Genomic DNA, 14,383 nt, shown 5'->3' with positions numbered 1-14,383 from the left:
CGACACGCTAGGCCGATGCCGCCGCGTCACTCGGCGGCCGACCTGGGCTTTCGACAAACCTGTGGACAACTTTTCGGCTGTGGACAACCGAGCCCGAACTCAGTCCACCGCAACCCGATTCGGCCAGGTCACCTCGGGTAGCGCGGCCTCCAGCGTGCGGCTCCCGTTCACCACCGCCGTCGCGGCGGACAGGTCGAGATCCAGCACCACATCCGCCGCCTCCGCCGGACCGTCGCGATGCACCACCCCGGACTCGTCGCTGATCACGTGGAAGACGGTGTCCCCGATCCGCACCGTCGCCGTGCCCCGGCCGATCCGCTCGGCGATGAGCCGCCCCAACGGCAACGCGAACCAGTGCGCGCGCACGGCGTCGGTCGCCCGCCGCTCCCCGAGAAGCGTTGTCCCCCAGGCCGACAGCGCCTCCAGCACCGGACGCAGCCCCAGCCCGGCCGCCGTCAGCTCGTACAACGCCGTCGACGCCCGCGGCCCGACCCGGCGTCGGGTCAGGATGCCGTCGCGTTCGAGGTCCTTGAGGCGGGCGGCGAGCATATCGGTGCTGATGCCAGGCAGGTCGGCGAACAGGTCGCTGTAACGGCGTGGGCCCGAACACAATTCGCGCACCACCAGCAGGCTCCAGCGGTCGCCGACGAGGTCGAGGGCGCGGCTCACGGGGCAGTAGTGGTCGTAGCTTCGGCGTGGCACGATCCCACTGTAGCGGGCCGCTTGGAAAATCCAAGTGCATACTTTGAGATTCCAAGTAGAGTGTGCGGCAACCGCATCGAGAAGGGACGTCCATGCAGGTCAAGCAGTCCAGCAAGCTGGCGGGAGTGTCGTACGAGATCCGCGGCCCGGTGGCGGAGCACGCCGCGCGGCTGGAGGCCGAGGGCCACCACGTGGTGAAACTCAACACCGGCAACCCGCTGCTGTTCGGCTTCGAGGCGCCGCCGGAGATCCTCCAGGACATCGTCCGCAATCTGCCGGGCTCGAGCGGTTACTGCACGTCCAAGGGATTGCTGTCGGCCCGGCGCGCGGTCGTGCAGTACTACCAGACCCTGGGGGTCGACGACGTGGACGTCGAGGAGGTCTTCCTCGGCAACGGCGTCTCCGAGTTGATCATGATGGCGATGACGGCGCTGCTGGAGAACGGCGACGAGGTCCTCGTCCCCGCCCCGGACTTTCCGCTCTGGACCGCCTCGACCACGCTCAACGGCGGCCGTCCGGTGCACTACCTGTGCGACGAGGAGTCGGACTGGTACCCCGATCTCGCCGATATCGAGGCCAAGATCACCGACCGCACCCGCGCGCTGGTGATCATCAACCCGAACAATCCGACGGGCGCGGTCTATCCGCCGGAGGTGTTGCGTCAACTGCTCGAGATCGCGCGACGGCACAACCTGGTGGTCTTCTCCGACGAGATCTACGACAAGATCCGCTACGACGACCTCCCGCACACCGCCACCGCCGCCCTCGCCCCGGATCTGCTCTGCCTCACCTTCTCGGGCCTGTCGAAGTCCTACCGCTGCGCGGGTTTCCGCTCGGGCTGGCTGGTGGTGTCGGGCCCGACGCAGCACGCGGCGAACTACCTGGAGGGCCTGACCATGCTGGCCGGGTTGCGGCTGTGCGCGAATGTGCCCGCGCAGCAGGCGATTCAGGCCGCGCTCGGCGGCTATCAGAGCATCCAGGATCTCGTCCTGCCCGGCGGTCGGCTGCGTGAGCAGCGGGATCGCGCGTGGGAGGCGCTCACCGCGATCCCCGGCGTCTCGTGCGTGCGGCCGAAGGGCGCGCTCTACGCCTTCCCGCGCATCGATCTGGACATGTACCCGATCCACGACGACGAGCGCTTCGTGCTGGACCTGCTGTTGCAGGAGAAGATCCACATCGTGCAGGGCACCGGCTTCAATTGGCCACGCCCCGACCACTTCCGGATCCTGACCCTCCCGCACGCCGACGATCTGGAGGCGATCATCGAACGCATCGGCCGCTTCCTGGCGACCTACCGGCAGTGACTAGCCGCACCCGCCCGGCACCACCACCACGCCCACCGCGCCCGGCCCCAGATGCACCGCGAGGGTGGGCCCGAATTCGGCGATGATCACCTCGCGGAGGCCGGGGACGAGGTTCTCGAGCTGACCGGCGAGGGTGGCGGCGGCCTCGGGGGCGGCCAGGTGCTGCACGGCGATCGCGGCGCCGTCCGCGCCCGCCGCGTCCACCGCGGCGGCCACCAGTTTCGCGAACGCCTTGCTGCGGGTACGGGCCTTCTCGTGCAATTCCAGTCGGCCGTCGGCGATCCGGAGGATGGGCTTGGTGACCAGTTCGGTGCCGAAGAAGGCGGCCGCCGTGCTCAGCCGGCCGCCGCGGCGCAACTGCTCGGTCCGATTCACGACGATGAAGGCGCGCCCCCGGTTCGCGGCGGTCACGGCCGTGTCGTAGACGCCCTCGAGCGGCGCGCCCGCGGCCGCGCGACGAGCGGCGGCCAGCACAGGCAGACCCGTACCCAGCCCCGCGCTGAGCGAATCCACCAGGCGCACATGCTGGCTCGCGTCCAGATCGTGGATCGCCTGACGGCCCGCCTCCCAGGTGGCCGACAGCTGCCGGGAGATGTGCACGGCCACCACACCGTCGCCGCCGCTGCGTTCCAACGCCCGCTCGTAGACCTCGCGCAGTTCCCCCGGCGAGGCCGCCGAGGTGCTGACGGTGGCGGAGGTGTAGTCGATCTCGCAGGTGTCCACGCCCTCGCGCAGCGCGCGATCGTCGACGAGCACGTGCAGCGGCACCACCTCGATGCCCAGTTCCGCGACCGGTCCGGCGGGCAGGCTCGCGGCGGAATCGGTCACAACCACGACGGCCATGTGCTAGCGCACCTCCGAGACGACCTTCACCATGGCCCGCGCGACCGCGGTGTGGCCCTCCCACCCCCAATGGATGCCGTCCGGATTCGCGTCGCCGGAGAAGATGTTGTCGCGCACCGCCTCGCCCAGATCCACCAGCGGCACACCGGTTTTCGCCGACCAGTCGGACAGCGCCCGCACCGCCGGTTCCCGCCCGGCGTGCACCCGGCCGTACGCCGCGCAGTCGTGCACCGAGGGCAGCACGGCGACCACGGGCAGATCCGGCCGCAACTGGGCGAGGGCGTCGCGGCACTGCTCCAGGTAGTCGACGCTCACCCGCGGCGGAAGGGCCACCGGCCGGCCCAGTTTCGACAACCGCGGTTGCAGCCACTGGTATCCGGTCCGCACCGCGCGCCGCAGCAGCGGGGGCCGCAGATACCGGATCAGTTCGCGCAGCGCGGTCGGTAGCGGCGACGGCAGGCTGTCCATGCCGCCGGTCGCGAACACCACCGCGCCCGCGCGCGGCACGGCCGCCCACACCCGGGGATCGCCGATCAGCGCCCAGTAGGCGTCGCGACAGGTCCAGCCGATGCGGGCGACCAGTTCCACATCCCAATCCAGTTCCGCGCCCACCAGATTCGGCCAGATCCGCGGATCGTTCGCGGGCAGACCGCCCCGGGGCCCGAAGTACGCCAGCGAATCGGCGATCACCAGCAGTACGGGCCGCGGTTCGTCGCTGTTCTCAGAGGACATCGGGTGCTACCTTCGCCGCCGCGTTCCACACATCGAGCCGCCACCCGGGCTGTTCGATGCTCGGACCGTGACTGCTCAGCTGCACCCAACTGGTGTTGGCCAGCCCGCCCAGCACCGGCCAGTTCTTCTCCGGCAGATCCAGCAGAGCCGCGGTCAGCGCCGCGATCAACCCGCCGTGCGCGACCAGGATGATGGTACGGCCGGGCCAGTCGGCGCGCTCGGCGAACAGTTCGCGCACCACCGGCAGCGCCCGCGCGCCCACCTCGAGCTTGCTCTCCCCGCCGGGCGGGGTGTAGGTCGGATCCAGCCGCCACTGCTGCCGCGCGCCCGGGTACTGCGCGTCGACCTCGATGTGCGTCAGGCCCTCCCAGACGCCGAGGCTGGTCTCGCGCAGCCGCGGATCGGGCACCACGTCGAGGTCGGTGTGGTCGGCCAGCGCCGTCGCGGTGTCGAGGGCGCGCCGCAGATCCGAGGACAGGATCGCGATCGCCTCGTGCGAAACCAGTTCGCGCGCCGCGTCCTTGGCCTGACGGCGGCCCAGTTCGCTGAGGTCGGTGTCGATCTGGCCCTGCATGCGGTCGGCGGCGTTCCACTCGGTCTGCCCGTGCCGCAACATGATCAGGCGGCGCACGCCGGCGTGTCTGTTCACTCGGCGTCCCCGGTCCGGGGGTCGCCCAGACCCGGCACCGGGATCTGCGGGCAGTCCTTCCAGAGTCGTTCCAGCGCATAGAAATTGCGCTCGTCGCTGTGCTGGATGTGCACCACGACCTCGACGTAGTCCAACAGCACCCACCGGCCCTCGCGGGTGCCCTCCCGGCGCACCGGCTTGTGCCCGGCCTCGCGCAACTTCTCCTCGACGCTGTCGACGATCGCGTTGACCTGCCGCTCATTGGGGGCCGAGGCGATCACGAAGCAGTCGGTGATCACCAACTGCTCGGACACGTCCAGCACCACCACGTCGGAGGCCAGCTTCTCGTCGGCCGCGCGCGCGGCGATCTGCGCCATGTCGACCGCTTCGGCGGATGCAGTCATGCTGTTTCCGTCACCTTCCCGTTCCCGTTCGGCACGTACAAATGCCGCTTCGATATGTACTGCACGACCCCGTCCGGGACGAGATACCACACCGGCCGCCCCTCGGCGGCGCGCCGACGGCACTCGCTCGACGAGATGGCCAGCGCCGGAATCTCGATGACGGTCACCGCGTCGGCCGGGCTGTCGCGCAGATGCTCGGCGAGATGGTCGACGTTCAGGTCGTACCCCGGACGGCTCACGCCGACGAACCTCGCCAGCTCGAACAGTTCGGCCCAATCCTGCCATGTCAGGATGTTGGCCAGCGCGTCCGCTCCGGTGATGAAGTACAGGTCCGCGTCCGGATACAGCTTCTGCAGGTCGCGCAGGGTGTCGACGGTGTAGGTCTCCTTACCCCGGTCGATGTCGACCCGGCTCACCGAGAAGCTCGGATTGGAGGCGGTCGCGATGACCGTCATCAGATACCGGTCCTCCGCCGCGCTGACCTGGCGACGGGACTTCTGCCATGGCTCCCCGGTCGGGACGAAGATCACCTCGTCCAGGGCGAACCGATTGGCGACCTCGCTGGCGGCCACCAGATGCCCGTGATGGATCGGGTCGAACGTCCCGCCCATCACACCCAGCTTGCGCCGACCTGTTTCCTGCACGAACGGTGAGCCTAGCGAGCGGTGAGCGGTCGTCAGAGCGCGGGCCGCTTGGATTTCGGCAGCTTCGCCACGATCGCGTCGTAGGAGATATCGATGAGCTCGCGCAGTTCGTCGAGCGGGACCGCGCCGCCGAGCCGGATGGTGTTCCAGCCGTAGCGGCCGATGTAGGCCGAGGCCGTCACGTCGTCGGGGTACACGCGCACGAGTTCGTCGGCCTCCTCGCGAGTGCGCCCGCATTTCAGCGTCACCGACTCCGCCCCGACGAACGCGAAGATCTTGTCGCCGACCTTGGCGACCACATCGCCCTCCCACGGCTCGTCCTGGTACGCGCCGGGTTTGGTCAGGCAGTAGGGCATGAGATCCATCGCCACCTCCTACACGGGGAGCAACCGGCTCACGACGGCGGTCAGCTGCCGCGCCGAACGGCATTCGTGCATCTCGACGATCTCGGCGTAGCGGCGGGCCGCGGAATCGCCTGTGCCCCACATCTTTTCGGCCTCCGGATTGAGCCAGTAGGCGTGTTTGGCCACCCCGGCGAGTTCGCGCAGCGTGTCCAGGGCCGGATCGCGGTAGTTGGTGCGGGCGTCGCCGAGCACCAGCAGGGAGGTGCGGCTGGTGACCGCCTCCGGGTAGTCCTCGGCGAACATGCGCAGCGCGGTGCCGTAGTCGGAGTGGCCCTCGATGCCGACGACCCTGGTCTCGGTGAAGATCCGCCGGGTCACCCGATCCAGCGGCGTCACCTGGTCGAACAGGTGGGTAACCTCATCGACGCGGTCCACGAACGCGAAGATCCGCACCCGCGAGAACTGTTCGCGCAGCGAGTTCACCAGCATCATGGTGAAACTGGAGAATCCGGCCACCGAACCCGAGATGTCGCACAGCAGCACCAGATCCGGACGCGTGGGCCGGGGCTTGCGCGCGGCGAGCTTGATCGGGACGCCGCCGGTGGACATGGATTTGCGCAGCGTCTTGCGCAGGTCGATCTCGCCGCGGCGGGCGCGGCGGCGGCGCGCGGCCAGCCGGGCCGCCAGCACCCGGGCCAAACGCTGACTGCCCCGGCGCAATTCGGCCAGTTCGCTCTCGGAGATGCGCAGGAAGTCCGCGTCCTCGGCCTGGCGTTGCACGCCGTAGGTGGCGACGCGTTCGCGGCCGATGCGTTCGGCGACGCGGCGGCGGGTCTCGGCCTCGACCGTGCCGCGGAAATCGCGCACCCGCTGCCGGGCGGCGCGCCGCGCAACCTCGGTGTCGAAATCCGAATTGTCGCCGCCCGCGGCCAATCCCGCGAGAATCTTGCTGATCAGCAGTTCGGGCTGAAGTTCCTTGAGCGTCTGATACGCCGAGAACGACGGGCCGTTGGCGGACTGGTACTGGCCCATCTGCTCGACCATCTGCGCCGCCAACGCCTGGAGTTCGCGGGTCCGCTCTCCCGACGGGTCGGCGGACAGCAACTCCGCCAACATCTTCCGCAGTTCGAAGATGTCGACCTCGCCGTCGGCCCGACGCGGGATCTCCACCTCCTGCGCGGCGGCCCGCTGGCCGAGCGCGGCGGGGAACCACAGGTCGAACAGGCCGTCGAAGGTGGCGCGCTGGGTGGATCGGCGGACCAGCGCGCAGGCCAAGCCCTCGCGCAGCATCTCCCGATCCATCAGATCCAGCACGGTGAGGACCTGCCCGGCGTCGACGGTCTCCGACGGACCGACCGGGATGCCGCGGGCGCGCAGGGCGTCGACGAATCCGACGAGGTGCCCCGGGAAACCGTGCGGCGCAAGCGCGTTCGGCTCCTCCGGGCCGTCCTCCCGGCCGCGCAGCGCCGAGGAGATCAACGCGCGGGCCGGGGTGCGCCTGCTCACCTCACGCCAGCTTCAGCTCGGCCAGCGCGCGCTGATGGTCGCTCTGGTGTTTGAGAATCACGCCGAGGGTGGCGCGCACGGTCTTGTCGTCGAGATCCTTCAGGCCCAGCGCCAGCAGCGTGCGACCCCAGTCGATGGATTCGGCCACCGACGGCAGCTTCTTCAACTGCATCCCGCGCAGCACGTGCACGACCCGGACCAGTTGCGCGGCGACCGCGGGCTTCAGTTCGGGGACGCGGCTGGCGAGGATGCGGCGCTCGAGTTCCTCGTCGGGGAAGTCGATGTGCAGGTACAGGCAGCGTCGCTTGAGCGCCTCGGACAGTTCGCGGGTCGCGTTGGAGGTGAGGACCGTGAACGGGCGGCGGACCGCGGCGATGGTGCCCAGTTCGGGGACGGTGACGGCGAAGTCGGAGAGCACCTCGAGCATGAGGCCCTCGATCTCGACATCGGCCTTGTCGGCCTCGTCGATGAGCAGCACGGTCGGGTCGGTGCGCCGGATCGCGGTCAGCAGCGGCCGCGACAGCAGGAACTCCTCGCTGAACACGTCGGCCTTCGTTTCGGCCCAACCGTTCTCGCTCGACGCCTGGATGCGCAGGATCTGCTTGGCGTGGTTCCACTCGTAGAGCGCCCGCGCCTCATCGATCCCCTCGTAGCACTGCAAGCGCACCAACTCGGCGCCGGTCGCCTGCCCGACAGCCCGCGCCAACTCGGTCTTGCCGACACCCGCGGGCCCCTCGATCAACAGCGGCTTGCCGAGCCGATCCGCCAGGAACACCGAGGTCGCGGTCGCCTTGTCGGCCAGATAGCCGGTCGTGGCAAGCCGCTCGATCACATCGTCGACCGACGCGAAGATCGGCTCGTGCACTGCGGTCTGCACTGGTGCGGTCCTCCTCGGTCCCGGCACACGCGGATATGCGCCGTAAAACGTCCGCGTCCGACGTTACACACCCGGCCCACCCCTGAATACCCGAGCGCCCCCTCGCCACAACTCACGCCGGGAGCGATTCTTACGAGCGACGTTCGCGGCTGGCTCGCCGTTCAGGGGCCGAAGCGCATGCGCGCAGCGCGAGTCTCGGCCGCTGAACGGCGAGCCTCGGAGCCGCGAACACGCGACGCCGGAGGCGGCGCCATTCACACAGCCCGGATTTGGCCGTCGCCCCAGACGATCCATTTGGTCGAGGTGAGTTCCGGCAAACCCATCGGGCCGCGAGCGTGGAGTTTCTGGGTGGAGATGCCGATCTCCGCGCCGAAGCCGAACTGTTCGCCGTCGGTGAAGGCGGTGGAGGCGTTGACCATGACGGCGGCGGCGTCGACACGGTTGGTGAACTCGCGGGCCGCGCGCAGGTCGGCGGTGACGATGGCCTCGGTGTGGCCGGTGCCCCAATGGTTGATGTGCTCGACGGCGGCGTCGAGGTCGTCGACCACCTTCAGAGCGATGTCGAGCGACAGGTACTCGTCGGCCCAGTCCTCGTCGGTCGCCGGGACCAGGCCGGGCAGATCGCCGTGCACGGTGACGCCCGCGCCCTCGAGCGCGCCGATCAGCCGGGGCACCGCGACCTCGGCGACGGCCTTGTCGATCAGCACGGTCTCGGCGGTGTTGCACACGCTCGGGCGGCGGGTCTTGGCGTTGACCAGGATCGACTCGGCCATATCCAGATCGGCGGCGGCGTGCACGTAGACGTGGCAGTTGCCGGTGCCGGTCTCGATGGTCGGCACCTGCGCGTCGCGCACGACCGCGTTGATCAGGCCCGCGCCGCCGCGCGGGATCACCACGTCCACCAGACCGCGCGCCTGGATCAGATGGGTCACGCTGGACCGGTCCGCGCTGGGCAGCAGCTGCACCGCGTCCCGCGGAACGCCTTGCGCCGCAAGGGCTTCGCGCAGCACCTCGACCAGCGCGGCATTGGACCGGGCGGCCGAGGACGACCCGCGCAGCAGCGCCGCGTTCCCCGACTTCAACGCCAGCCCGAACGCGTCCACGGTGACATTGGGCCGCGCCTCGTACACCATCCCGACCACACCCAGCGGCACCCGCACCTGCCGGATCTCGAGCCCGTTCGGCAGCGTCGACCCGCGCACCACATCACCCACCGGATCCGGCAGCCCCGCGACCTGACGCAACCCCGAGGCGATGCCGTCGATCCGGGCCTCGGTCAGCCGCAGGCGATCGAGCAGCGAATCGGCCGTGCCCGCGGCGCGCGCGGTCTCGATGTCCTCGGCATTGGCGGCGAGCACCCGATCCTTGGCGGCGAGCAGCGCGTCGGCCGCCGCGTGCAGCACGGTGTCCTTCTCCGCGGTGGTCAGCTGGGCGAGCGTCCGCGACGCCACCCGAGCGCGGCGCGCGGCATCGTGCACCGCCGCCCGGACGTCGTCCAGTTCGGTGGCAGTGGGGGCAGTCATGGGACACAGGATATCCCGAGGCGGGAAAGGGGCTGGACAGAGAACCACAAGGCCATCGAGGTGTGCGCACCGCCGCGCGACCCCGAGGCCCACCTCCCGCCGCAAACCGACGGCGATCCGGTCCACGGCGAGGTACATCCCACCATCTCGAGGTGCTCAGCCGGCCGGGCTAAAGCCGACATCAAGATCATCAGGTGGTGGCGAATCGCGCGGCGATCTCCCGCAATCGCGTCGCGGCGGTCGCGGCATCGGTCGCGGTGATGTTCACCCCCGGCATCCGCGCGGCCCGCTCGACCTGATCGGCCAGCCGCCGATACGCCGCCGCGGCGAATTCTCGGCAGGGCAGACACGTCACCTTCTCCGGCCGCGCCGAGGTCATCGAGAACGCCGCGCGCACACCGCATCCCGTGGTGACCGCACCGGGCGTGTCGGGGGCGAATCCGAGTACCGAGACCATGGCGTTGCGCACGTCGGCCCCGGCCGCCACGACCTTGCGGTCGACATGGATGTGCGGATCGGTGTCTGTCATCGCGATGTCCCCTTCGGCGACTACGGTGCGATTATGGCGCGCATCGCGGTGGTGGGCAGTATCAATCTGGATCTGGTGACGACGACCGCGCGACGGCCCGAGCCCAGGGAGACCGTTCTGGGCAGCGGGTTCGAGACGGTGCCCGGCGGCAAGGGGTCCAATCAGGCGATCGCCGCGCGGCGGGCGGGCGCGGAGGTCGATTTCGTGGGGGCGGTGGGAGACGATCTGTTCGCGGCCGAACTGCGGACCGCGCTCGACGACGCGCGGGTGGGGACGGCCCGATTGCGGACCGTCGCGGGGCCCAGCGGCGTCGCCACCATCGTCGTGGACGCCTCCGGCGAGAACACCATCATCGTGGTGGGCGGCGCCAACGCCCGCATGACCGAGCTGTCCGAGCCCGATCTCGCCACGATCGCCGCCGCGGATCTGCTGTTGTGCCAGTTGGAGATTCCCGTCCAGACGGTGCTAGCCGCGGCCCGCCACGCCCGCGCTCACGGCACGACCGTGGTGCTGAATCCCTCACCCGCGCAGGATCTTCCACCGGAACTGTGGCAGGCCGTCGACATCGCCGTGGTGAACGAGGGCGAGGCCCGGCGACTGGGTTCGGCGCTCGATCCCGTGCCGCACGTCGTCACCACCCGCGGCGGCGCGGGCGCGCGGTACCGGGGACCCGAGGGCGAATTCGACGATCCCGGCGTCGCCGTCGAGGTCGTCGACACCACCGGCGCGGGCGACACCTTCACCGGCGCCCTGGCCGCGCACTGGCACGAGGGTCCCCGGGCCGCGCTGGCTTGGGCGTGCGCCGCGGGCGCGCTGGCGACCACGAAACTCGGTGCCAGCGCGTCGATTCCGGATGCCGAGGAGATCGAACGCCTGCTGGCTCAGCGGAACTGATCGACGTTGGCCCTGGCCCATTCCGCGAAGGTGGTGGCGGGCCGACCGGTGAGATCGGCGATGGTCGTGGTCGGCCGCTGCGGATCATCGATGGAGGCGGCGAGGCCCTCCACGTACCACCGCGCGAACTCCTCCCCCATCGCCGGCGCCAGCACGGCCACCGCCTCCGCCTCGCTCACGGTGACCACGGGGATCTCGCGGCCGAGCGCGCGCCCCAGCTCACGAATCCGCTCCGCCCGCGTAATGGTGTCCGGTCCCGTCAGCGTATAGGTGGCTCCCGCGTGCCCGTCCTGGGTGAGCACGGCGGCGGCCACCCGCGCGATATCGTCCATGGCGACGGGCGCGTTCGCCGCCTCTGGATACGCCTCCCGCACTTGCCCTTCCCGAATCTGCTCGGCCCACATCACACTGTTGTCGGCGAATTCCCCCGCCGACAGATGGGTGTAATCCACCCCCGACTTCTCCACCGCCCGCGCGATCGGCACCCAATGCGCGTCCCCCGACAGATCCACGAGGTGCCCGACCCCCGCCCGCCGCGCCAGATCGACCACCTCCTCGACGGTCGGCAGATACGGCGCGAGATACATCCGATCCACCCCCTCGAACGCGGCGGGCAGCGTCTCCACCCGCCCGAGGAAGCCACGCACGACCTCCACCCCCGACGGCAACCCGGCCCGCTCGGGCCGATTCGACAGCGCCCGAACATCATCCGCCCCCGCCGCGAGGAGATGATCCACAACCTTCCGCCCGATGTTCCCGGTGGCCCCGGTAACCAGAATCGTCATGCCCGCCAAACTACCCGCCCCACCCCCGAAGCGCACATGGATATCTCCCGAAACATATTGCGCCCGAACGCTATTGACAAATCCGCGCGAGTCGCGTCTACGGTATCCGAGCGAACCGAAACCACCCGCGTTCACGGCGCGTCCGGGCGCAGCAACACCCGCGCTCACGGCCGCATGAGTAAGCCGGGCCGGCAACAGAATTCGACCGAGCCGATGCGAATATGGGACAGCGGCGCGGTCAGGCCGCTCGGGTGTGCTGGGCCACCAGCGCCGACAGTTGGGCGCCGACACGCTCGAGGGGCGTCACCGAGCGCGTCGCCAGGGCCATCACCACCGCTCCCTCGACCGCGGCGACGATGGTGGTGGCCAGTGAGCGCGCGGTCTCCGCGTCCACGCGTTCGGCGCGCAGCCGCTCGGCGACGATGGTCTCCCACTCGGTGAACGCCTCCCCCGCCGCGTCGGCCGCCGCGGGGGCCTCCGAACGGCCCAGTGCCGCGGACACGATCGGACAGCCCGCGGTGAAATCGCTCGACACCAGCATCTCGCTCCAGATCGACGGGAACGACGCCAGGCAACTGGCCAGATCCGCGCCCGCGACGGCCGTGCGGATGAGCGCGCTGTAGGCCCGGCCCGCGACCCGCGTGGCCTCGGTGACCAGCTCCGATTTGCCGCCGGGGAAGTTCAGGTACACCGAGCGGCGCGAGATGCCACTGTGCTCGAGCAGCTGAGCGATGCCCGTCCCCGCGACCCCGTGGCGGCCCAGCAGTTCCACGGCGCTGTCGATGAGACGATCCCGGGCTCCCATGTCGCGACCCCTTCCTGCGCGCTGTCCGTCCGCCCAGCCTACCTTGCCGTAGACCGATCGGTGTACTACCGTCACGCTAAACCAATCGGTCTACCCGGGACCGGACGGAAGGAGCACGACCATGGCCACGCTGACCGATCCGCTCACCCTTCCCTGCGGGCAGGTGCTGCCGAACCGCCTCATGAAGGCCGCCCTGAGCGAGGGTCTCGGCACCGCGGACCACGGGCCCGACGAACGGCTGGAACGCCTGTTCCGTCGTTGGGGCGCAGGCGGTTTCGGCCTCGTCGTCACCGGCAACGTCATGATCGACCGCACCCAGCTCGGCGAGCCCGGCAATGTCGCGATCGAGGACGAGCGGCACCTCGACGGGCTCACCCGCTGGGCCAAGGCCGCCAAGGACGGCGGCACCCCGGTGTGGGTGCAGCTCAATCACCCTGGGCGGCAAGCGAATCCGCTGGCCTCGCGCCGCCGCCCGGTCGCGCCGTCGGCGGTGGCGCTCGACATCCCCGGTATGCCCACCCCCCGCGAGCTGACCGAGCCCGAAATCCTCGATCTCGTCACCCGTTTCGCCACCGCCGCCCGGGTGACGGAGGCAGCGGGCTTCGACGGCGTGCAGATCCACGGCGCGCACGGCTACCTGGTCTCGCAGTTCCTCTCCCCGCTGACCAACCGGCGCACCGACGCGTGGGGCGGCGACACGTCGCGCCGGTCGCGGTTCGTGCTCGAGGTGGCGCGCGCCATTCGCGCGGCCGTGAGCCCGGGATTCGCGGTCGCCATCAAACTGAACTCCGCCGATTTCCAGCGCGGCGGCCTCACCGAGGACGAGTCGCGCGACGTGATCGAACTGCTGGCGGCCGAACGGCTGGACCTCATCGAGATCAGCGGCGGCAGTTACGAATCCCCGGCGATGATGGGCCGCTCGGCGAGCACGCGCGCCCGCGAGGCGTACTTCCTCGACTACGCCGAGACCGTGCGGCGCACCGCGACCACCGTTCCGTTGGCGGTGACCGGCGGGTTCCGGACCCGGTCGGCGATGGCCGAGGCGGTGGAATCGGACGCCTGCGACGTCATCGGGCTCGGTCGCCCGTCGGCCGTATTCACCAGCGCCGCAAGCGATCTCCTCAGCGGCGGTGTCGACGCGCTGCGCCCGCCCGCGATCACGCTCGGCCTGCGCGGCAATTCGCGGGGGCTGAAGGCGCTCGACGGCGCGGTGGATCTGCAATGGCACACCGATCAGCTGCATCGGCTCGGTGCGGGGCTCGATCCCGATCCGGGACGGTCGCCGTGGCGCACGGCGGTGAGCATGGTGCGCCGCAACGGTTTCGACAGCGTGCGGCCCAAACGCGGTCACACCGGCGGCGAGCGGCAGGCGCGCAAGTTCGCCGTCGAACGCGCGGTGGGCCGGTATTTCGCCAATCCGCTGTTCCGCGTCCTGGATCGGATCGGCGTGCGGTCCGACTTCGCCGCCGAACTCGAGACGATCGGCCGCAAGTCGGGACAGCCGCGCCGGGTGAACGTGTCGGCGCTGTTCGACGCCGACGGCGCGTGGCTGATCTGCCAGCACGGGATGCGTTCGGGCTGGGGCAACAATGTGCGCGCGAATCCGGAAGTGCGGCTGCGCCAAGGGGATCGGTGGCGTACCGGCCGCGCCGAGCTGCGCCCCGACGACGATGTGGTGGCGCGGGCGAAGGCGTTCGCTCCGCATCCGCGCCTCGCGGCGTTCACGGCGGCGAGCTTCGCGGCCTTGCAGACGACGCCGGTGTCGGTGCGGGTCACCTTCACAGATAGGTAATTCCACGGATTCGGTACGGGGCCGGTGCGGAGCAGGGTGAGGGGTGACCCGACGGATGCGCCCACGGAGGT

The 14,383-nt window shown here is 70.2% G+C and carries 16 protein-coding genes; 3 read left to right on the top strand and 13 right to left on the bottom strand.

The window, feature by feature from the left end; translation table 11 throughout:
• Nucleotides 1–99 precede the first annotated feature (99 nt).
• Entirely contained in the window at nt 100–702 is a 603-nt protein-coding gene (locus ACWDSJ_RS14890) for a winged helix-turn-helix transcriptional regulator (RefSeq protein WP_450032306.1), read from the bottom strand.
• A 92-nt stretch (nt 703–794) separates the two neighbouring features.
• Here ACWDSJ_RS14890 and ACWDSJ_RS14885 point away from each other — a divergent pair, with 92 nt between their 5' ends.
• The gene (locus tag ACWDSJ_RS14885; protein ID WP_450032304.1) at nt 795–2,006 is read left to right on the top strand and encodes a pyridoxal phosphate-dependent aminotransferase; all 1,212 of its coding nucleotides are present in this window, start codon (nt 795–797) and stop codon (nt 2,004–2,006) included.
• On the opposite strand, the gene ACWDSJ_RS14880 is transcribed toward ACWDSJ_RS14885, so the two are convergent.
• The 10 genes from ACWDSJ_RS14880 to ACWDSJ_RS14835 all read right to left on the bottom strand — a co-directional run bounded on the left by ACWDSJ_RS14880 (nt 2,007) and on the right by ACWDSJ_RS14835 (nt 10,036).
• Nucleotides 2,007–2,849 carry a DegV family protein gene (locus tag ACWDSJ_RS14880; protein ID WP_450032302.1) on the bottom strand — a complete coding sequence of 281 codons (843 nt, stop codon included), beginning with the start codon at nt 2,847–2,849 and terminating at the stop codon, nt 2,007–2,009. It lies immediately after the preceding gene.
• A gap of 3 nt (nt 2,850–2,852) precedes the next feature.
• A complete protein-coding gene (gene octT / locus ACWDSJ_RS14875) occupies nt 2,853–3,581 on the bottom strand; it encodes a diglucosylglycerate octanoyltransferase (protein WP_450032300.1) in 729 nt (242 codons plus the stop codon).
• Nucleotides 3,571–4,197: a histidine phosphatase family protein gene (locus ACWDSJ_RS14870; protein ID WP_387369016.1), complete on the bottom strand. Its 627-nt coding sequence runs from the start codon at nt 4,195–4,197 to the stop codon at nt 3,571–3,573. The genes octT and ACWDSJ_RS14870 overlap by 11 nt, the downstream gene beginning before the upstream one ends.
• 29 nt (nt 4,198–4,226) lie before the next feature.
• Entirely contained in the window at nt 4,227–4,613 is a 387-nt protein-coding gene (gene rsfS, locus ACWDSJ_RS14865; RefSeq protein WP_450032298.1) for a ribosome silencing factor, read from the bottom strand.
• Nucleotides 4,610–5,257: a nicotinate-nucleotide adenylyltransferase gene (gene nadD, locus ACWDSJ_RS14860; RefSeq protein ID WP_387368731.1), complete on the bottom strand. Its 648-nt coding sequence runs from the start codon at nt 5,255–5,257 to the stop codon at nt 4,610–4,612. Before nadD ends, rsfS begins: the two co-directional genes overlap by 4 nt.
• Before the next feature lie 32 nt (nt 5,258–5,289).
• Nucleotides 5,290–5,622: an MmcQ/YjbR family DNA-binding protein gene (locus tag ACWDSJ_RS14855; RefSeq protein ID WP_387368729.1), complete on the bottom strand. Its 333-nt coding sequence runs from the start codon at nt 5,620–5,622 to the stop codon at nt 5,290–5,292.
• A gap of 9 nt (nt 5,623–5,631) precedes the next feature.
• Complete coding sequence (locus ACWDSJ_RS14850; RefSeq protein WP_450032505.1) at nt 5,632–7,077, bottom strand: vWA domain-containing protein; 1,446 nt, start codon at nt 7,075–7,077, stop codon at nt 5,632–5,634.
• A 31-nt stretch (nt 7,078–7,108) separates the two neighbouring features.
• The gene (locus ACWDSJ_RS14845) at nt 7,109–7,984 is read right to left on the bottom strand and encodes an AAA family ATPase (RefSeq protein WP_387368727.1); all 876 of its coding nucleotides are present in this window, start codon (nt 7,982–7,984) and stop codon (nt 7,109–7,111) included.
• Between the two features lie 254 nt (nt 7,985–8,238).
• The gene (locus ACWDSJ_RS14840; protein ID WP_450032295.1) at nt 8,239–9,507 is read right to left on the bottom strand and encodes a glutamate-5-semialdehyde dehydrogenase; all 1,269 of its coding nucleotides are present in this window, start codon (nt 9,505–9,507) and stop codon (nt 8,239–8,241) included.
• Between the two features lie 190 nt (nt 9,508–9,697).
• A complete protein-coding gene (locus tag ACWDSJ_RS14835) occupies nt 9,698–10,036 on the bottom strand; it encodes a hypothetical protein (RefSeq protein ID WP_450032293.1) in 339 nt (112 codons plus the stop codon).
• 33 nt (nt 10,037–10,069) lie between these two features.
• Between ACWDSJ_RS14835 and ACWDSJ_RS14830 the strand changes: the two genes are divergently transcribed.
• Nucleotides 10,070–10,930, top strand: a complete 861-nt coding sequence (locus ACWDSJ_RS14830) for a ribokinase (protein ID WP_450032291.1) — start codon at nt 10,070–10,072, stop codon at nt 10,928–10,930.
• Here ACWDSJ_RS14830 and ACWDSJ_RS14825 read toward each other — a convergent pair.
• Nucleotides 10,918–11,715: an NAD(P)H-binding protein gene (locus tag ACWDSJ_RS14825; RefSeq protein WP_450032289.1), complete on the bottom strand. Its 798-nt coding sequence runs from the start codon at nt 11,713–11,715 to the stop codon at nt 10,918–10,920. The two genes, ACWDSJ_RS14830 and ACWDSJ_RS14825, sit on opposite strands and share 13 nt — an antisense overlap.
• 238 nt (nt 11,716–11,953) lie before the next feature.
• Nucleotides 11,954–12,520 carry a TetR/AcrR family transcriptional regulator gene (locus tag ACWDSJ_RS14820; protein ID WP_387368717.1) on the bottom strand — a complete coding sequence of 189 codons (567 nt, stop codon included), beginning with the start codon at nt 12,518–12,520 and terminating at the stop codon, nt 11,954–11,956.
• 121 nt (nt 12,521–12,641) lie between these two features.
• Between ACWDSJ_RS14820 and ACWDSJ_RS14815 the strand changes: the two genes are divergently transcribed.
• Complete coding sequence (locus ACWDSJ_RS14815; RefSeq protein WP_450032287.1) at nt 12,642–14,312, top strand: nitroreductase family deazaflavin-dependent oxidoreductase; 1,671 nt, start codon at nt 12,642–12,644, stop codon at nt 14,310–14,312.
• The last annotated feature ends 71 nt before the right edge of the window (nt 14,313–14,383 follow it).

This window comes from Nocardia sp. NPDC003482 (assembly GCF_053588115.1).
Note: the sequence above shows the minus strand (reverse complement) of the source record. Positions and strands in the feature narration are given on the sequence as shown.